Below are 18,576 nucleotides of genomic sequence, written 5' to 3'. Positions count from 1 at the left end.
ACTGGCACGGTTATTTGCGCTTCCAGTACTTCTGCATTTCAAGAAACAGGAAGGACGCCGTCCAGGTAATCAGCACCAGACCGGTCAACGCTTGCAGGCCGGTCAGGTATTTGAGGTTGCCTACCGGTGAAATATCGCCGAAGCCGATGGTCGTGTAGGTGGTGAAGGAAAAGTACACGCAGTCCATGAACGAACCATCGAAGTTACCCGTCAAGGTGCCCCATTCGCCGGAGCGCACCATTAGGTAATAGACCAACGCGAAGCACCAGACTTCCAATGCGTGGGCAAACAGGGCCCCGAATACCCCGACGACGATCCTGAAGCGGCTCCAGAGTTTGAGGCGGGGCAGCCAATCGTTGAGCCGTAACAGGCATTCGTAGTGGATGACCACGACGATGATCACCACCAGTGTATTGATCAGCGTGACGGTCAACATGGCGAGCCTTCGTCATTAGCGGGTCAGTGTTTTCTACGCCTGGGCGACGAAAAATCATTGAATGGGCTGAAGCGGGGGGAACTCTTCAGGGGTCAAGGTTTCTTTCTCCAGCAAGAGACGGGCCCCGGCGTCCAGATCGGTGCGGCGGCTCTGCAGCAACGCCTTGGCCCGGGTGTAGGCTTCGTCGAGCAGGGCACGGATGCCCAGGTCGATCTCCCTGGCGGTTTGTTCCGAATAGTCTTTCTCACTGACGCCCTGCATGCTGTCACCAAGGTAGGTGGCCGTTTTTCGCTCCAGCACCGCCAGACCCAGTTCGGCGCTCATGCCAAACCGGGTGAGCAATTGACGTGCAATATCGGTGGCGCGGGCCAGGTCGTCGGCCGCGCCGGTGGAGATCTGGCCATACGCCAGGAATTCGGCGGCTCGACCGGCCATCAGCACGGCAATCCGGTCCTTGAGCATCTGGCAGCTGATGAGGAAGTGATCTTCAGTGGGGCGTTGCAGTGTATAGCCCAGCGAGCCAATGGCCCGGGGCACAATCGAGACTTTATGCACGGGGTCCATCGCCGGCAGACTGCTGGCGGCCAGGGCATGCCCCATCTCGTGATAGGCCACCACCTGACGCTCGTCGGCACGCAACACGCTGCTCTTGCGCTCGACCCCGGCGACAATGCGTTCCACCGCTGCGGTGAAGTCTGCAAGATTGACCGCGTCAGCGCCGCGACGCGTAGCGACGATGGCCGCTTCGTTGACCAGATTGGCCAGGTCAGCGCCCGTGAAGCCCGTGGTGATGTCGGCAATCTGCTCGCTGTCCAGCGTGGGCTCCACGACGATTTTTTGAAGATGAACCTTGAGGATGGCCTGACGGCCTTTGCGGTCTGGGCGATCGATCAGCAGCTGGCGATCGATCCGACCCGCTCGCAGCAGGGCGGGGTCGAGAATTTCCGGGCGATTGGTCGCGGCGAGTAGAACGACGCCTTCACGCGGATCGAATCCGTCCAGTTCGGCAAGTAATTGATTGAGGGTTTGCTCTTTTTCATCATTGCCGCCAAATGCACCGACGCCACGCATTTTGCCCAAGGCATCCAGTTCGTCGATGAAAATGATACAGGGCGCCGCTTCCCGAGCCTGTTCGAACAAGTCGTGCACGCGGGCGGCGCCGACGCCGACGAACATTTCGACGAACTCAGACCCCGAGATCGAGAAGAACGGCACACCGGCTTCACCCGCGATCGCTTTAGCCACCAGCGTCTTGCCAGTGCCGGGCGGGCCGACCAGCAACGTACCCTTGGGAATGTGCGCACCCAGGCGTGAGTATTTGGCCTTGTCCTTGAGGAATGAAACGATTTCCACCAGTTCGGCCTTGGCTTCATCGATGCCGGCGACATCGGCGAAGGTCACCCCGGTATCGCGCTGGACGAACACTTTGGCGCGGGACTTGCCAATGCTCATCAGCCCGCCCATGCCTTGTTTTTCCGCCAGCCCGCGAAACAGGAAATGCCAGACCACCATGATCAGCACAAAGGGCAACAGCCAGCCCAGCAGGCCACTCAGGAAAGTATTTTCATTTATGCCGGTAAAGCCGACACCTGAATGCGCGAGGTCGCTCGCCAGTGCTGGATCGACCCGCACCGTCGAGAACTGCAGGCGTCCGTCGATGGGCTCTTGAAGCTTGCCGCTGATCTGGTCCTTCTCGATCCGCAAATCGCTGACTTTCTGTTCGCTCAGCAGTTGCAGGAACTGACTGTACGGAATGCTCTGCACCACACGCCGTTCGATAAACAAAAACTGAACGAGGGTCAGCACGACAAACGCGATGGCGAAGTAAGACAGGTTCCATTGGTGGGTTTTTTTCCAGTGTATTGATCAGCGTGACGGTCAACATGGCGAGCCTTCGTCATTAGCGGGTCAGTGTTTTCTACGCCTGGGCGACGAAAAATCATTGAGTTAAATCAACAATGCTTCTGTGAGCCGCAGGTCGATGGGGACGCCCGCCGAAAGACTCCCATTAGTTGACAAAGATCAGAGCCCTCGCTGGATAACGCCTGATACTCACACAACAGCTTTGCAGCCGCCATCAGCCTGAAGAGCTGCACAAACGCTGACAGGAGTCGGGTTTGCGGTAAGGCAATAAATCGCTTCCAGGACGAGGTAGGTGATGCTGAAACTCAAACGTATCTTATTGATTGCACCCAGCGAAATGATCCGGACTCCGGCGTTCGACCGCGCACATGCGTTGGCCAGTGCAACGGGTGCGTTGTTGCACATCGTCGCCTTCGACTATGTGCAGGCGCTGGCGGTGGCCGGGCTGTTTGATCACGACGCGATGGCCCAGGCACGGGAGGGCTACTTGCAGGTGCATCGTCAGTGGCTGGAACAGCAAGCCCGGTTTCATCGAGGCAGCGGGTTTCAGGTGACCACTGAAGTGGTCTGGGCCAAATCCAGCCGGGCGCACCTGCTTGAATACGTCAACGATTTCCATGCGGATCTGGTGATCAAGGACACTCACCACGTACCGGCACTCGACCGAGCGTTCCATCGGCCACTGGACTGGCTGTTGCTGCGCGACTGCCCGGCCCATTTGCATCTGGTCACAGAAGCCAGGAATCCCAAGCCGGTGAACATTCTCGCGGTCATCGATCTGTCCCATCTGGAGGATCTGACCCAGGGGCTCAACGACCGGATTCTCGACCTGGCCTCGACACTGACGGTCTCCTGTGGCGGTGCCTTGCACCTGCTTAACGTCAGCAACTGGTCGGTGGTGGGCGACGCAACGATGAGTGTGCCGACCCTGAGTCTGGATGACAGCCTGAGAGACGCGGTCAACGATGCCCAGGAAGAGGCCTTCGAGGCACTTGCCGAACGCTACGGCATCGACAAACAACGCCGACACCTGCTGACCGGCATTCCACACAAAGTCATCGGTCTGGTCGCCAAGCGGCACGCATTCGACATGGTGGTGCTGGGGACGGCTTATAGCCATGGGATCGACCGGTTCATCGGCAGTACCGCTGAGAGCGTCTTGAACCACGCACCGTGCAGTTTGATGTTCGTCAAGCCACGCCCCTGGCTCGACTGAACGGCCACCCGTTGCGCCACAGTTGATAAAAATCAACTGCCCTTGAGCCGAAAGGAGCGATCAATAGCGCTTCCATGAATGTTCAAGGAGCCGGCCATGCGAATGACATTTCTTGGTGCTGCGGGCACCGTCACGGGCAGCAAGTACTTGCTGGAGCATCGCGATCAACATGTGCTGATCGATTGCGGATTGTTCCAGGGCTACAAGCAACTGCGCTTGCACAACTGGGACCCTTTCCAGCTGCCGGTTCGCGACCTCCAGGCCATCGTGCTGACCCATGCCCATCTGGATCACAGCGGCTACTTGCCGGTGCTGGCGCGCAATGGTTATCGCGGTCCGGTGTATGCCACGCCCGCCACCTGTGAATTGGTCAAAATCTTGCTGCGAGACAGTGGTCGCTTGCAGGAAGAAGAGGCCGAATTCGCCAATCGACACGGCTTTTCCAAACACGCCCCGGCGTTGCCGCTTTACACCGAGCAGGACGCCGAACGCGCACTGAAGCTGTTGCATCCGGTGGAGTTGCACCACCGGGTCACGATTGTTCCGGGGCTCAGTATTCTGTTGCGCGGGGCCGGGCATATCCTGGGCGCCGCGACCGTTGAAATCGTCGCCGATGGCATCACGCTGGTGTGTTCCGGGGACCTGGGGCGGCCGAACGATCCGTTGATGTTCGCCCCGGAAACCATCGAACAGACCGATTACCTGCTCATAGAGTCGACCTACGGTGACCGTCGGCACCCTGAAGAGTCGCCGCAGAAACAACTGGCCGAGGTCATCACCCGCACCGCGCTGCGCCATGGCATCACCCTGGTGCCCTCGTTTGCGGTCGGGCGAGCGCAGTTGTTGATGTATCACTTGTATCGACTCAAACAGCAGCATGCGATCCCAGACTTGCCGATCTACCTCAACAGCCCCATGGCGACGGATGTCACGCGCTTGTATCAGCGTTTTCGCAGTGAGCACAGGTTGTCGCTGGAGGAATGCGAAGGCATGTGCCAAGGCACGCATTTTGTCCGCGCGACCCGCGACTCGATCGAGTTGGATCAGATGCGCACCCCTGCGGTAATTCTCGCCGCCAGCGGCATGGCAACCGGAGGGCGGGTGCTGCACCACCTCAAGGCACTGGCGCCGAATCCGCTGAATACCCTGCTGATCCCGGGCTTCCAGGCCGGCGGCACCCGCGGTGCACAAATCATCGCCGGTGCGCCTTCGGTGCGTATCCACGGCAAGGACGTGCCGATCCGGGCCGAGGTGGTGCCGATGGAAACCCTGTCCGCGCACGCTGACGCCGACGAGATCATTGAGTGGCTGCGCGGGTTCAAGCGGCCGCCGAAACACACCTATGTGGTGCACGGCGAGCCCAATGCCTCGGATGTCTTGCGTCGGCGCATCAGCCTGGAGTTGGGCTGGTCGGTGTCGGTGCCGGAGTACCGTGACAGCGTCGACCTCACGCTCATCGATCCGTCTTCAAGCTCATCGTTCTGATAAAAAAGCCCCCTGGCCGGTTTCAAGGCCAGGGGGCGGGCTGCCCGATGTTCACTCGCCCTTACAAGGCCAGCGTCCCGGACCACAGCATCCACCCTGGCTTTTTCGGCAGCGAGATGCTCAGCACGCCTTTGCTGAAACTCGCGTCGATCTTCTCGGCATCGACGCCTTTGGGCAAGCTGAACACCCGTTCGAAGGAGCCGTAATGGCGCTCACTGAGGTGATAGCCTTTGCGTTTTTCCTCCTTGTCTTCTTTCTTTTCCCCTTTGATGATCAGGCTGCCGTTGGACAGTTTGATCTCAATGTTTTTCTGATCCATGCCGGGCAGTTCGGCGGTGATTTCGTAGCTTTTGTCTTTCTCGGTGATGTCCACGGCCGGCAGGCTGGGGACCGTCAACTCCTGCGACCATAAAGGCTCGACATCGAACAGCCCACGACTGAAGGGGGATAGCCCCCGGCCGTGACCAAAGTCCGAGAACAGTTGATCGACCTGCTGCCGGAGTTTTTCCAGAGGTCTCCAAAGGTCTGTCGTGACGGAGGGCTGATTCCCTTTTTCCTCAGTCTTTATCGGCATTTTTTTCACGGAATTGCTCATTTTCAATACTCCTCTTGGGATTGAAGGGTGGACCCCCTGGCCGGTTTCAAGGCCAGGGGGCGGGCTGCCCGATGTTCACTCGCCCTTACAAGGCCAGCGTCCCGGACCACAGCATCCACCCTGCAAAGGCAGCCGCCGTCCAGATGATGATCAACAGTCCAGTTTCAGGACCACTGAGCGGTTGGCCCTGGCGAGACTTCATCGTGACCAGGTAAATCAACGAGCCGGGGGCGTAAAGCAAAGCGCTGAGCAGCATGTATTTAGGCCCGGCGGCATACAGCAGCCATACGCAATACAGCGTGGCGACCAGGGCGATGGCCATGTCGCGCAGTTGCAGGCCCCTGTGACCGGCGTAGGTCTGGCCCTGCCAGGTCAATTTCAGCGCGTACAGACCGCTGAACAGGTACGGCAGCAGAATCATCGACGTGGCCAGGGAAATCAGCGCGAGGTAGCTGGCGCTCGAGTACAGTGTCAGCAACAGGAACAGTTGAATGCAGCCGTTGGTGATCCACAGCGCATGGGCCGGCACGCCTTGGGTGTTTTCCACGGCGAGTGTCCCCGGCATGACGTTTTCCTTGGCCGGTGTGAACACCGATTCCGCTGCCAGCAGCGTCCAGGCGAGCAGGGCGCCGCCCACCGAAATGATCAAACCGATGCTGATCAGCACTGCGCCCCAAGGCCCGGCCGCCGCCTGAAGCACGCCGGCCATCGACGGGTTTTTCAGCGCGGCAAGTTCCGGTTGTCTGAGAATGCCCAGTGACAACAGGGACACCGCGATCAGCAGCAACAGGGTGATGACAAAACCGATGACCGTGGCGCGACCGACGTTGGCCCGTTCTGCGGCGCGGGCGGAAAACACGTTGGCGCCCTCGATCCCGATGAACACCCACACGGTGACCAGCATGGTGCTTTTGACTTGATCAAGCGTGCTGCCCAGTGCCGACGAACCCCAGAAGTCGACCGTGAAGGTTTCTTTCTGAAAGGCTGCGATCACCAGGCCGATAAACAGCAGCAACGGCACAATCTTGGCGATCGTCGTCAACGCGTTGGCCCGCGCCGCGGTGCGCATGCCCCTGAGGATCATCCAGTGCAACGACCACAGCACCACAGACGCCCCGGCAATGGCCGCTTTGTTATTGCCTTCACCAAACAGCGGGAAGAAGTAACTCAGCGCCGCGAACAGAATCACCAGGTAACTGACGTTGCCGATCCAGGCGCTGATCCAATAGCCCCAGGCGGAATTGAAGCCGAGGAATTCGCCGCCCAAAGCCCGGGCATAGGCAAACACGCCGTTGTCCAGGGCCGGCTGGCGGTTGGATAAGGACTGGTAGACCAGGGCCAGGGACAGCATGCCGACCCCGGTAATCAACCAGCCAATCAGAATCGCCCCGGCTCCGGCACTGGCCGCCATGTTCTGCGGCAGGCTGAAAATACCGCTGCCGATCATCGAACCGACCACTAGGGCGATCAGCAAACTCAGGGACAGTCGCTTGGGCTCGACCTTTCGCAAGCTGCCCGCCAGCGGATGGGGGACCGTCGGCGGGATAATCGGTTGAGTGCCTTGCAGTTGGGTAGCCATGTCAGCCTCCACGAGACGAGACGAGAGTTCTCTGCACTCACCGCGAATGCGCTGGTGCGAATGCTGGCTCTAAATGTCGGCGTGAACGGGCTACCCGTCTTTGATTTAAGTCAGATACGGGGGAAACAGTTATGCCGGCGTCGGCGAGTTTTTTACGAAAGACCTTGGGGCGATGAATCGCCCCCACCGCGGTGATGACCCTTACATTCAGTGTTCCGTTAAAAATCGATCGATTTCTTCCACGGTGCTGCGTGCCGTGCGCGTGACGCCGATCAGTGTTGCGGAAGCGGCGCCGGTCCAGTCGCCATAGCCCACCAGCCACAAGCGCGGCTCTTGAATGGAGTGCGTGCCTTCGACGGCCACGCGCCCATCGGCGGAGCACACGCCCAGTGATTGCAGATAGCCAAGGGCCGGGCGGAACCCGGTGCACCAGATCACCGCGTCGACCGGCGTTTGCGAGCCATCGGCCCACGCCACGCCGGTTTCGGTAAAGCGCAGGAAGGGCCGAACCGCGTGCAATACGCCGCGCTCCCGGGCTTCGATGACGGGCGGCACCATCACGATATCGCCCAAGCCACCGACCGGTTGTTCAATGACGGTGCCGGCGAGTTGGGCTTTCCAGCGTTCGGTGGCGCGTTCGAACAGCACTCGGCCATCGACGTCATCGGCGAGAAATTGTGGCGGCTGTGGGGTGACCCAGGTGGTGTCAGCCACTTGCGAGACTTCAGCGAGGATTTGTGCACCGGAGTTGCCACCGCCCACCACCAGGACCTTTTTTCCGGCAAACGGCTTGGCGTCGACGTAGTGGGCGGAATGCACTTGCTGGCCGGTGAAGGTTTCAATGCCGGGGTAGTGCGGCAGGAAGGGATGGCGCCAGGTGCCCGTCGCGCTGACCACCGTGCGGGCCAGCCAGCTCCGGCTATCGCTTTTGAGGTGCAGGCGATTGTCCCGGCGTTCAATCGCGTTCACCCAATAGGGCCGCGCGGTAGGGAATTGGTAGCGTTGCTCATACTGGTGCAGGTAATCGAGTACGTTGTCGCGGCTTGGGTAGCCGTCCGTGACCGGCGGCATCATCCAGCCGGCGATGGAGCTCCAGGTCGAGGGTGAGAACAGTCGCAGGGAATGCCAGCCGTGCCGCCAGGCGCCGCCCGGTCCGGCTTCGGCATCAATAATCACAAACGAACGCCCTGTTCGACGCAGAAAGTAAGCCACGGCGAGTGCGGACTGGCCACCGCCGATAATTGCGACGTCCACTTCGGTGGGGGTAGAAGGCATGGCGAATCCTCAGGGCGCAAAGTCACGCCAAGATACCCCAGGCGGATCACCTATTTGTTGATGTTGCTCAAGCGTTTGGTGCAGCGGTTCAAAACGCCAACTTCGGCCCCAGGTAGGCATTGGCGCTGGCGATGTCGTCATCCCGTGCATTCGCGTTCGTTACGCTATCAATGGATCAACGGCGCACGCTCCGTTGTAAAAGGGGATCAAATGAATCGCGCAGTTGAGAGTGGTAAACGCCGTATCGTTTCTCCCCACCTCGAAGACGTCGAAACGCTTGTCCGCGAGCTGGACGCTGATCTGCGCGTGGGCTTGTCCAGCGCGCAAGCCCAGGCCCGTCTGAGTCGTGACGGACCCAATGAGTTACGGACCCAACCGGTCAAGCCCGCCTGGCATTATCTTCTGCGGCAGTTTCAGGATCCGCTGGTGTACCTGCTGCTTGTCGCGGTGGGCATCACCCTGGCCACCTGGTTGCTGATGGACCGTCAGGAATGGCCGGTCGATGCGTTGGTGATCACGCTGATTGTGCTGGCTAATGCGTTGCTCGGTTTTTTCCAGGAAACCCGCTCACAGCGAGCTGTTGCGGCGTTGGCCAACCTGACCCAGACCTCTTCTTCCGTCATCCGCGACGGGGCCCTGACGCGAATCCCCAGTCAGCAACTGGTGGTCGGTGACCTGCTGGTGTTATCCGAGGGCGATTCGGTGGGCGCCGATGCTCGCCTCATCCAGGCCAATGAATTGCGCGTACTGGAAGCGTCACTGACCGGAGAGAGTGAAGCGGTGTCGAAAAATACCGCGTGTTCAAGCACCGAGGTGCCTTTGGCAGAGCGCGCCAATATGATTTTCAAGGGCACAGCCATCGCCCAGGGGACGGGAGTCGGCGTGGTCACGGCGGTCGGTATGGCGACTGAAGTCGGGGCCATCGCTCATCTGCTGGATGTCACGCCCGAAGAGGTCACACCTCTGCAAAAGGAAGTGCGCGCCATAGGGCGGATGCTCGGCATTGCGGTTCTGGTGATCGCTACGGTGGTCGTCGTGGCCGTGCTGATGCTCACTGACATTCAGACGGTCGACGATGTGCTGCGGGTTTTGCTGCTGGGTGTGTCCCTGGCGGTGGCGGCGGTGCCAGAGGGGCTGCCTGCCGTTCTGTCACTGGTGCTCGCCTTCGGCATGCTGCGCATGGCGCGCAGCAAAGCCATCATCAAGCGACTGTCTTCAGTGGAGACCCTAGGGTCTGCATCGGTCATCTGTACCGACAAGACCGGCACGCTGACCCGTTCCGAAATGACCATCCAGCAAACCATGACTGCGTCGGGTAAAGGAGTGGTCAGCGGTGTCGGCTACGCCCCGCAAGGGCAGATTCATCACCAGGACCTGCCCTTGAGTGGGGGGCCGGTGCACAGCGAAAACGTGCTGTTATTGCGCGGCGGCAGCCTGGCTGGCAATGCCGTGCTGGCGCAGCAGGAAGACGGCACCTGGGTGGTTCAAGGCGATCCGACCGAGGGTGCCTTTCTGGTGGCGGAGCGCAAGCTCGATGCGCCGGCACGCAGCGTGAACCGCTTCGAGCGTGTGGCTGAAATACCCTTTACCTCTGATCGAAAAATGATGTCGGCCCTGGTCATCGATCATGAGCACAACGACGAGCGACTGCTGATCAGCAAGGGCGCGCCCGATGTGCTCCTCCAGCATTGCACACAAGTCCAGGTCGGCATGGATGTCGTGCCACTCACCGACGACCTGCGTGCAAAAGCCGTGGCTGATGTGAATGAGTTGTCGGGCGTGGGATTGCGCACGCTTTCCGTGGCGTACCGTCCCTTGGCCGCTGGCGAGGAGGTCACGAGCGGTGAACCCCTTGAGGCCGGCCTTGTTTTCATCGGTACGGTCGGCATCAGTGACCCGCCGCGTGAAGAAGTCGCGCCGGCCATTGCCGAAGCCCATCGGGCAGGCATCCGCATCATTATGATCACCGGTGACCATCCGCGAACGGCAGCGCGCATCGCCGAGGATCTGGGCATCATCCAGGCTGGTGCCGGGGCGTTGACCGGGGCCGATCTGGATAAGCTGGACGATGCGGGCCTGGCCGAGGCGGTCCGGTCGACCTCGGTCTATGCCCGTGTGGCGCCCTCGCATAAGTTGCGGATTGTCGATGCGCTGCAAGCGCAGGGGCATGTGGTGGCGATGACCGGCGATGGTGTGAATGACGCTCCGGCACTGAAGTCAGCAGACATCGGCATTGCCATGGGCATTACCGGAACGGAGGTGACCAAGCAGGCGGGAAAAATGATCCTGGCCGATGATAACTTCGCGACCATCGTATTGGCCGTGCGTGAAGGCCGCGGGATTCTGGACAATATCCGCAAGTTTCTTCGTTACTTGCTGTCTTCCAATATGGGCGAGGTGCTGACGGTCTTTCTCGCCGTTGTGGGGGCCAGCGTCATCGGCCTGGTGGATGAGAACGGCGGGATCATCCTGCCGCTGCTGGCCACGCAGATTCTGTGGATCAACCTGATCACGGATGCGGCGCCGGCCATCGCCATGGGCCTTGATCCGCATAGCGAGGATGTCATGACACGCAGCCCGCGCAAGCCTTCGGACCGAATCATCGACACACGCATGTGGGTGGGGGTGTTCGAGGTGGGGCTGGTCATGGCATTGGCGAGTTTGTTAACGGTCGACTGGATGCTGCCGGGAGGGTTGATACCGGGGGAGGCGTCGCTGGAGGAAGCACGCACGGGCGCTTTTACCGTCCTTGTATTGGCACAGCTGTTTAACGCGTTGAACGCGCGCTCTGAATCAACCAGTGCGTTTATCGGCCTGTTCGCCAATCGATGGCTCTGGGGCGCCATCGTCCTGGCCATGGTCTTGCAGATTGCAGTGGTGCACTGGGCGCCACTCAACAAGGCGTTCGGCACGAGTGCATTGACGCTCAGCCAGTGGGGTCTTTGTCTGGCAATGGCGAGCCTGGTCTTCTGGTTCAGCGAGTTGCGCAAGCTGTGCAGGCATTGGCACCGTGCAAGACGAGAAGACAGGACACAACTGCACTCAAGTTGATCAAGATCAAACGGCATTTGCTGATCGGCGTCATTGTTTTGATAAACATGGGCGAGAGATACGGTCATGACAGACAACAAACTCGTCAGCAGCGGAGTTCACGTGACCCAAGGCAGAGGGATGGCACTCGGGCAGTTGCGCTGGCCGGGTCCCCGTTCCTGGAAACGTGAGGCAACCTTCCTGGTGGCGATCCTGGTGGGGCTGACGGCGGGATACTTTACGGTGTCTCACTTCGCCTCCCAGGCGGCGCAAGACTTGGCAGACAGGTGCACAGCGCGTTTTGAGATCGAGCTTGAGAATGCCGACATCGATTCCCTCACAAGAGCCCTGCCTCGGTCCTTGTGTGAATGTCTGGCGAATTCGCTCCTCGACAAAAACGGCATTGCGCGGATGGCGATGGTCAACTGGCGCCTGCTTGATCCTTTGGCCCTTGAGCCGGTGACGGAAAAGGACGAGGACAGCTGCATCAACGCGCTGTGGGTGCCCAGTGTTGAATTGGCCAAGCGCCTGAGCCTTTGAAGAAGGGGCACCTCGCAGGGGAGCCGCTTTCATCGATCTTGCTGCGCCTCACAAACCAAACGGAAAGGTCTCGTCCTCCGGTTCGATCGCCTGGCCTTTCGGCAGCGCCAGTGCGGTCACGGGGCGGGTCTGTTCGATCCAGATCATTGCGTCAAACTGGTCGGCCAGCGCCGCCTCGAAGTAATGGCTGCGACGCTCGGTTTCAGGACGATAAATCACGCCGATGGCCCGCTCCAGCAATGGCTTGCTCAGGACGCGACGCAGTTCTTTGCGGCGCGGGTCTCGCCAGTCGGTCAACGACGCTGGAATGCCGGCTTTGAAAAACTGATGCTCCCAGCTGTCCGGGTGCGAGGGCCTGATGTCCTTGATGAGCAGGTCGCCGTCCCAGTCATCGGCCGCCGCCACTTGGCCCCGGTCGGTGCTCATGCCAATCAGCACGACCTCGCGACCAAAGGCACTGCGGCATAGATGACCGATATTGAACTGGCCCTTCCAGCCCATTTCGGTGGCGGCCGCATTGCCGATATGGGAGTTGTGCGCCCAGACCACGGCTTTGGCGTGGGGCCCCCGGTGCTCAAGCAGCCGCTGCAGGGTGTCGAACATATGCCGGTCGCGCAGATTCCACGAGGCCGTCGAGCCTCGATAAATCGCGCGGTAGTATTGCTCCGCTGCCTGCACCACCCGGGCGTTTTGCGCCGCATTGAAGAACCCTTCATCATCCCGGACGAGCCCGGCCAGTTGTTTGGCCAGCATGGCGTTGAGTTGCTCGACCACCGGCTGTTCGCAGGGCATCAGGCCGCCGCGTTCGACGAAGTGACCGTACAGCGCCGGATCATCCTGCCACGGCGTCAGGCAGCCATAACGCCGCCGTGCTTCGTGGGCCAACTGCGGGTCGACCTGGTCCAGGTAGCGCAGCACTTCATGAATGGAGTTGCGCAAGCTGTAAATGTCGAGGCCCCGGAATTCGACACGACGTTCAGGGGCGAGTGAGTGATTGAATTGATGCAGCCAGTGGACGAATGACCTCACCTCGGCATTGCGCCACATCCAGGTCGGAAAACGGCTGAAAATGTGACGCTTCCACGCCGAACGGGCCAGGCCCCGGACGTAATGGTCGACATGGCCGGCGTCCGGCCAGTCGGCTTCCACCGCCACAATGTTGAACCCGTGGTGTTCAATCAGCCTTTGGGTGATCGCTGCCCGGGTTTCATAGAAGTCGCGGGTGCCATGGCTGGCTTCACCGATCATGACGACACGGGCATCGGCGTAGCGATCGAACATTTCACCAAAGGTCGATGAGTCCCGCGTCGGCAGGGGTTCTGCGTATTGACGCAGGAGCGGTGCGATGGTGGCCACGTCGATGTGCCGAGGAGAGCCATCCCTGTCCGGCGAGTCGTGGGAGGGGGTATTCATGACGGTTATCCCCTTGAGTCAGGTCACTGCCACAGGCCTGGCGTGCGTCTTCCATCAGATGCTCTATCGTCTGGTGGGTATTCCAACACCTCGATTCAGACAAATGATTGAGTTTGATCAACAAAGGGGGCAATGCCTTGAGCGATGGTGTTTGAGACAGCGTTCCCGGCACACGGGATATAAGGCGAAGCGATGGCCTTTAGTTCGAATCAGGCTGAACGGTTCGTTGTCATTGACCTGTAACGGGCGGCCTCTGGCTAAGCTCAATTCAGAGGGTCACTCCGACAGCCTTCAAGGTGTGACGGGCGTGTATTGATCGTCGAATCGAGGGTGAGACCATGGAAGCCTGTGACATGAAGCGTACTCCCCGCCAATCACATCGTTTACTTGCCATGTGCATCGTGACGTTGATGGGCTGCACGAGTAGCAACGAGCAGACCTCGCAAGACGCGTCAGCCATGTCCGGTGTCGCCATGGTGGATCAGATCTGCTCCTTGTGTCATGGCTTGACGGGGGAGTCCGCCTCACCGATGTTTCCCAAGCTGGCCGGGCAGCAAAAAGAGTACCTGAAGCTGCAACTGGGCGACTTCAAGCGGCATCTGCGCAGCGATACATCCGGGGCTCAGTACATGCGCGGGTTTGATCATTTGACCGAGACCCAGATCACCGAACTGGCCGATTATTTTTCACGTCAAAGTCCAATGAAGGCGGATGCCGACAGCGCCGATGCCCGGGGTGAATCCATCTATGGCAACGGCATTCCCGAGTCCGGCGTCGCTCGGTGCGGTTCGTGTCACGGTGCTGGCGGGGAGGGCAATGGCCGGATTCCCCGGGTGGCAGGTCAACATGCGGAGTATGCGATTCGCCAGATCAAGGTGCTGCAGCAGACGGACCAGCGTCCCCGAGACGACTCGATGAAGTCGTCGAATCATTCACTGTCTGAGGCGGACACCGAATCTGTCGCTCGTTACATGGCGACACTCGGCGCCAAACCATAATGATCTTTGAGTCTCAATACAGCGGCCCGGGGAGATCGCACACTCCCCGGTGCCGTGACTCAAGCGAGCAGTATGTGATCGATCACCTCTTTTACACCGGGTACTGACCAGGCCGCCCGTTCTGCAACCTGACGCTGGCGCCATAAATGGACCCGGCCTTCGAGAATCACCACATCGCCCTGGACCTTGACGTGTATCCCCTCGGCTTCTACTTCGGCATTGCGCTTGAGTGCCGCTTCGATGCTGCGCTGGATATTACCGGCGTCGACCCGGGGACGAAGGGCGAGCTGATTGTCGATGCCCAGCACGCCGGACAATTTGCGCACGGCCCGTTCCGCGGTTTCTTTCTGGTATTGCCAGTCCACTTGGCCTTCCAGGGTGACCCACCCATGTTGCACGACGACTTTGATGTCGCCTTCGGGCACGTCGGAACTCCAATTGATGATTTTCAACGCGCGACTGGCGATGGTGTCATCTGCCGTGCCGGCGCCTTTCTCGGGGCGGATCTGAATTTCTTCGGCGACCGCACGTACCCCTTTGAGGTTTTTGACCGCGCGCTCTGCGTCGATTTTCTGGGCATAGGTGGAAACGTGACCGGTGAGGGTCACCACACCATCGTCCACGGCCACGCCAATGTTCGCAGCATTGATTTCAGGCTGGAATTCCAGTTCATCCAGGATGGCATTACGCAGACTCAAGTCGTTCATGATGAAGTCCTCTGTGAAGGGCGTGAGACAGGACGGACCGTGAGCGCCCGATAAGTCTTTTCTACGCCTGAACGACGAAAAATCCTCCTATTTGTTGATGTTGCTCAAGCGTTTGGTGCAGCGGTTCAAAACGCCAACTTCGGCCCCAGGTAGGCATTGGCGCTGGCGATGTCGTCATCCCCCAATGCGCCAACATCGGCCGCCAGCCGCAGCTNACTGAGCCAGGCCCAACAGGGCGACGAAACCGATGAACCGACCGCGGCTGCTCACGTCATTGCTCCTTGAACGCACTGTTGACGCGGTCCAGCAGCGGCTTCAACAGGTAGCTGAGCATGTTGCGTTCACCGGTCTTGATGGTGACTGACGCGGGCATGCCTGCGCGGATGTGGTTGCTGCCAAGCAGGGCCATGCCGGCGGGCGTCACTTCGATCTGCGCCAAATAGTAGGGTTGTTTGTTGTCGTCGCTGACCAGGCGATCGGCGGAAATGGTCAGCACCTGGCCCGGAATGTTCGGTGTCTGCACGTGATTGAACGCGGGGAACGAGATGGTCACCGGCAGGCCTGACGCCATTCGGTCGATGGCCTGCACCGGCACCATCGCGTCGATCTGCAACGGTTCGTGGGCCGGGACGATTTCCATGATCTTGAAACCGGGCGCGATCACGCCGCCGATGGTCGACACGTTCAGGCCCTGGACCATGCCGTCGATGGGCGAGCGGATCACCGTGTGCCGGACCTGATAATCCAGGGCCTGCAACCGGTCGGTGAGGGCGCTGTTTTCCTTCTGCACATCGGCCAGCAGGGACTGCACTTCCTTGCGGTAGTCGTACTCGCGCTGCAGGATGCGCAGCTTGATGTCGGCGACTTGGCCCCGGGCCCTTGCAATGTTGTTGAGGTTATCGGCCTGCGAGGCGTTCAAGTCCGAACCGGTGCGTTCGAGCTCCAGCATGCGGTTGCGGGGTACGTAGCCTTCGGCGGCGAGTTGGCGGACCCCGACCAGCTCCTGATTGAGAAACCCTATCTGCGCCGAACGGGCACTGTAGATGTGCTGCAAACCCTTGATCTGCGCCTCGGCGGAGTTGAGCGACTCGCGCAAGATGCCGATCTCGCCCTCAAGGCTGGTGCGGCGTGTGGCAAACAGATGACGTTGCAGGTTGATGGCGTCGTTCAGGTGATCGTTGCCGGCATAGCGTTGCAACATGGCAGGGTCGAAAACCACATCGGCGGCGCCATCGCGTTCGGCTTCCAGGCGGTTTTCCATGGCTTTGGTGGCGATGTATTGCGCGTTCACCACCCCTTGTTCAGAGAGTGCCTGGGTGGCGTCGAGCCGCACCAGTTCCTGATCCTTGCTGACGCTGTCGCCTTCGCGTACCAGAATCGTTTCGACACTGCCGCCCGTGAGGTGCTGGATGGTTTTGCGGTTGCTGGTGACCTTGACCGTGGCGGTGGCGACGATGCCGGCGTCCAGCGGTGCCAGCCATGACCAAAGCAGAAACCCACCAAAGCCGAGGATCACCAGCAGCACGCCCCAACGTGCCGGGCGATGGTCGTCGACATCGATATTGGCTGCCGCGCGCACCAATTCCTGGCCTCGCGGATCAAGACTCAAGGCGCTCATTTATTCTCTCCCCCGAACGGCTGACAGGGTCGGAGCGCCCACCGTCGGCAGCACGCTGGTCTGGCGCAACGCCGCGAACACTTCGTCCCGGGGGCCGAACAATTGCGTGCTGCCTTCGCGCAGCATCAGGACTTTGTCGACAGTGCCGAGGATGCTCGGACGGTGGCTGATCAGCACCGTGGTGCACCCCCGCGACTTGAGGTCTTCGAGCACTTCGATCAGGGCTTTTTCCCCGGCGTCGTCGAGGTTGGCGTTCGGCTCATCCAGCACGATGATTGACGGCTCGCCGTACAACGCACGGGCAAGGCCGATACGCTGGCGCTGACCGCCGGACAGCGGGTTGCCGTCGACGTCCAGGGTGGTGTCGTAACCGTGGGCAAAGCGCAGGATCATGTCGTGCACACCGGCCCGTCTGGCCGCCACGATCACCGCGTCACTGTCGACCTCACCGAAGCGGGCAATGTTGTCGGCGATGGTGCCTTCGAACAATTCCACGTCCTGGGGCAGGTAACCGACCCAGGGGCCGAGCTCTTCCTTGTTCCACAGGTAGACGTCCACACCGTCGAGCCGCACTTTGCCGCTTTGCGCCGGCCAGATGCCCACCAGCAGCCGTGCCAGGGTTGATTTGCCCGACGCGGACGGGCCAATGATGCCCAGTGATTCACCCGGTGACAGGTTGAAGTGCGGCCCGCGAAGGATTGATTGGCTCATGCCCGGCGCCCCGGCGTGCAGGTGTTCAACCGAGAGCATGCCCAATGGACGCTGCAGCTTCATCGCATCGGCCCGGGGCGGAAATTCCTGCAGCAGCTGCTTGAGCCGTGCCCAGGCGCGACGGCTGGTCAGCAGTTGCTTCCAGGCGCCGATCAGTTGTTCGACGGGGGCCAGGGCGCGGCCACTAAGGATCGAGCATGCGATCATCATGCCGGGGGTGATCGAGCCTTCGATGGCCAGCAGGGCGCCGGTGCCGAGGATCAGCGATTGCAGGGCGATCCGCACAAAACGCCCCAGTCCACTGATGTAGGCGGCCCGATCGGATGCCAGGGTTTGCATTTCGAGAATCCGCAGGTGGCTGCCGAACCAGCGTTGAGTGATAGCCGGCAGCATGCCCATGGCCTCGATGACTTCGGCGTTGCGCAGATTGTTGTTGGCAAAAGTGCCCGAGATTTGTGACGCTAGATTCGCTTCGTTCAACGGCTTTTTGGTGGCGATTTCAGTGAGCCAGGTCAGGGATACCAGAATCAGCGAGCCGCACAGGGTGAAGATCCCGAGCAAGGGGTGGATCAAGTAGGCGACGAATAGGTAAATGGGCGTCCACGGCGCATCGAAGAACGCAAACAGGCCGTTGCCGGTAAGAAACTGGCGTACTTGCGCGAGGTCTTGCAGGGCTTGCGCCGGGTTGCCGCCAGCACGCTGCAGGTTGCGCTCGAAAGCGGCGGTAAAGACACGCCGGTTCAGGGCCATGTCCAGTCGGTTGCCGACCCGGATCATTACGCGAGTGCGCACCACTTCCAGCATGGCCAGCAAGGTGTACAGACCGATCATCAGCAGGGTCAGCATCAGCAGCGTGGTGAGGTTGCTGCTGACCAGCGCCCGGTCATACACCTGCAGCATGTAGATGGCCGGCGCCAGCATCAGCACGTTGATCACGCCACTGAAACCGGCCAGTGAATAGAACGTATGACGCAGCCGAAAAAACACCTCGGCAAATTCGGAACGCTGCGGGTTTTTCTTGTCCATCGGGAGGTTCCCGTGCCGTGGATTCATGTACCTCAGCGTAGGGGAACGACTGTTGGTCGGATGATGCCCCGATCCGGTTTTTAC

At 60.3% G+C, this 18,576-nt stretch carries 14 protein-coding genes; 5 read left to right on the top strand and 9 right to left on the bottom strand.

Going from position 1 to position 18,576, the window contains the following annotated elements; all coding sequences use genetic code 11:
• Nucleotides 1-10 precede the first annotated feature (10 nt).
• Nucleotides 11-436, bottom strand: coding sequence for a potassium channel family protein (locus B7L09_RS04275; protein WP_094467867.1), 426 nt, complete (start codon nucleotides 434-436; stop codon nucleotides 11-13).
• 54 nt (nucleotides 437-490) lie between these two features.
• Nucleotides 491-2,299 (bottom strand): ATP-dependent zinc metalloprotease FtsH, encoded by a 1,809-nt coding sequence (gene ftsH, locus B7L09_RS04270; protein ID WP_094467866.1) that lies wholly within the window; start codon nucleotides 2,297-2,299, stop codon nucleotides 491-493.
• A gap of 295 nt (nucleotides 2,300-2,594) precedes the next feature.
• Between ftsH and B7L09_RS04265 the strand changes: the two genes are divergently transcribed.
• Together B7L09_RS04265 and B7L09_RS04260 are read left to right on the top strand one after the other, a co-directional pair.
• Complete coding sequence (locus B7L09_RS04265; RefSeq protein ID WP_094467865.1) at nucleotides 2,595-3,515, top strand: universal stress protein; 921 nt, start codon at nucleotides 2,595-2,597, stop codon at nucleotides 3,513-3,515.
• Between the two features lie 96 nt (nucleotides 3,516-3,611).
• Nucleotides 3,612-5,000: an MBL fold metallo-hydrolase RNA specificity domain-containing protein gene (locus B7L09_RS04260; protein ID WP_255141753.1), complete on the top strand. Its 1,389-nt coding sequence runs from the start codon at nucleotides 3,612-3,614 to the stop codon at nucleotides 4,998-5,000.
• Between the two features lie 61 nt (nucleotides 5,001-5,061).
• Here the strand turns inward: B7L09_RS04260 and B7L09_RS04255 are convergent, their stop codons facing one another.
• The 3 genes from B7L09_RS04255 to B7L09_RS04245 all read right to left on the bottom strand — a co-directional run bounded on the left by B7L09_RS04255 (nucleotide 5,062) and on the right by B7L09_RS04245 (nucleotide 8,449).
• Nucleotides 5,062-5,595, bottom strand: a complete 534-nt coding sequence (locus B7L09_RS04255; protein WP_094467863.1) for an Hsp20/alpha crystallin family protein — start codon at nucleotides 5,593-5,595, stop codon at nucleotides 5,062-5,064.
• An 85-nt stretch (nucleotides 5,596-5,680) separates the two neighbouring features.
• The gene (gene arcD, locus B7L09_RS04250) at nucleotides 5,681-7,174 is read right to left on the bottom strand and encodes an arginine-ornithine antiporter (protein ID WP_094467862.1); all 1,494 of its coding nucleotides are present in this window, start codon (nucleotides 7,172-7,174) and stop codon (nucleotides 5,681-5,683) included.
• Between the two features lie 207 nt (nucleotides 7,175-7,381).
• The gene (locus tag B7L09_RS04245; protein WP_094467861.1) at nucleotides 7,382-8,449 is read right to left on the bottom strand and encodes an ArsO family NAD(P)H-dependent flavin-containing monooxygenase; all 1,068 of its coding nucleotides are present in this window, start codon (nucleotides 8,447-8,449) and stop codon (nucleotides 7,382-7,384) included.
• A gap of 210 nt (nucleotides 8,450-8,659) precedes the next feature.
• Between B7L09_RS04245 and B7L09_RS04240 the strand changes: the two genes are divergently transcribed.
• Both B7L09_RS04240 and B7L09_RS04235 read left to right on the top strand, forming a co-directional pair.
• A complete protein-coding gene (locus B7L09_RS04240) occupies nucleotides 8,660-11,500 on the top strand; it encodes a cation-translocating P-type ATPase (RefSeq protein ID WP_042932846.1) in 2,841 nt (946 codons plus the stop codon).
• Nucleotides 11,501-11,566: 66 nt separating this feature from the next.
• Complete coding sequence (locus B7L09_RS04235) at nucleotides 11,567-12,019, top strand: hypothetical protein (RefSeq protein WP_010459329.1); 453 nt, start codon at nucleotides 11,567-11,569, stop codon at nucleotides 12,017-12,019.
• A 48-nt stretch (nucleotides 12,020-12,067) separates the two neighbouring features.
• On the opposite strand, the gene B7L09_RS04230 is transcribed toward B7L09_RS04235, so the two are convergent.
• A complete protein-coding gene (locus B7L09_RS04230) occupies nucleotides 12,068-13,432 on the bottom strand; it encodes an erythromycin esterase family protein (RefSeq protein ID WP_010459331.1) in 1,365 nt (454 codons plus the stop codon).
• 353 nt (nucleotides 13,433-13,785) lie between these two features.
• Between B7L09_RS04230 and B7L09_RS04225 the strand changes: the two genes are divergently transcribed.
• Nucleotides 13,786-14,430: a c-type cytochrome gene (locus B7L09_RS04225; protein WP_010459332.1), complete on the top strand. Its 645-nt coding sequence runs from the start codon at nucleotides 13,786-13,788 to the stop codon at nucleotides 14,428-14,430.
• Between the two features lie 59 nt (nucleotides 14,431-14,489).
• Here B7L09_RS04225 and B7L09_RS04220 read toward each other — a convergent pair whose 3' ends face one another.
• From B7L09_RS04220 to B7L09_RS04210, 3 genes are all read right to left on the bottom strand, one after another.
• Nucleotides 14,490-15,137: a BON domain-containing protein gene (locus B7L09_RS04220; RefSeq protein WP_010459334.1), complete on the bottom strand. Its 648-nt coding sequence runs from the start codon at nucleotides 15,135-15,137 to the stop codon at nucleotides 14,490-14,492.
• A 271-nt stretch (nucleotides 15,138-15,408) separates the two neighbouring features.
• Nucleotides 15,409-16,755, bottom strand: a complete 1,347-nt coding sequence (locus tag B7L09_RS04215; protein WP_094467859.1) for an HlyD family type I secretion periplasmic adaptor subunit — start codon at nucleotides 16,753-16,755, stop codon at nucleotides 15,409-15,411.
• A complete protein-coding gene (locus tag B7L09_RS04210; protein ID WP_094467858.1) occupies nucleotides 16,756-18,492 on the bottom strand; it encodes a type I secretion system permease/ATPase in 1,737 nt (578 codons plus the stop codon). It abuts the gene before it with no gap.
• Between the last annotated feature and the right edge of the window lie 84 nt (nucleotides 18,493-18,576).

The organism is Pseudomonas mandelii, assembly GCF_002251635.1.
GTDB lineage: Bacteria > Pseudomonadota > Gammaproteobacteria > Pseudomonadales > Pseudomonadaceae > Aquipseudomonas > Aquipseudomonas mandelii_B.
The sequence above is the reverse complement of the archived record's forward strand: the minus strand, read 5'-3'. Positions and strand labels throughout refer to the sequence as shown.

Coding starts and splice junctions, on each gene's coding strand:
- B7L09_RS04275 (WP_094467867.1), bottom strand. CDS start 436: ATGTTGACCGTCACGCTGATCAATACACTGGTGGTGATCATCGTCGTG.
- B7L09_RS04265 (WP_094467865.1), top strand. CDS start 2,595: ATGCTGAAACTCAAACGTATCTTATTGATTGCACCCAGCGAAATGATC.
- B7L09_RS04260 (WP_255141753.1), top strand. CDS start 3,612: ATGCGAATGACATTTCTTGGTGCTGCGGGCACCGTCACGGGCAGCAAG.
- B7L09_RS04255 (WP_094467863.1), bottom strand. CDS start 5,595: ATGAGCAATTCCGTGAAAAAAATGCCGATAAAGACTGAGGAAAAAGGG.
- arcD (WP_094467862.1), bottom strand. CDS start 7,174: ATGGCTACCCAACTGCAAGGCACTCAACCGATTATCCCGCCGACGGTC.
- B7L09_RS04245 (WP_094467861.1), bottom strand. CDS start 8,449: ATGCCTTCTACCCCCACCGAAGTGGACGTCGCAATTATCGGCGGTGGC.
- B7L09_RS04240 (WP_042932846.1), top strand. CDS start 8,660: ATGAATCGCGCAGTTGAGAGTGGTAAACGCCGTATCGTTTCTCCCCAC.
- B7L09_RS04235 (WP_010459329.1), top strand. CDS start 11,567: ATGACAGACAACAAACTCGTCAGCAGCGGAGTTCACGTGACCCAAGGC.
- B7L09_RS04230 (WP_010459331.1), bottom strand. CDS start 13,432: ATGAATACCCCCTCCCACGACTCGCCGGACAGGGATGGCTCTCCTCGG.
- B7L09_RS04225 (WP_010459332.1), top strand. CDS start 13,786: ATGAAGCGTACTCCCCGCCAATCACATCGTTTACTTGCCATGTGCATC.
- B7L09_RS04220 (WP_010459334.1), bottom strand. CDS start 15,137: ATGAACGACTTGAGTCTGCGTAATGCCATCCTGGATGAACTGGAATTC.
- B7L09_RS04215 (WP_094467859.1), bottom strand. CDS start 16,755: ATGAGCGCCTTGAGTCTTGATCCGCGAGGCCAGGAATTGGTGCGCGCG.
- B7L09_RS04210 (WP_094467858.1), bottom strand. CDS start 18,492: ATGGACAAGAAAAACCCGCAGCGTTCCGAATTTGCCGAGGTGTTTTTT.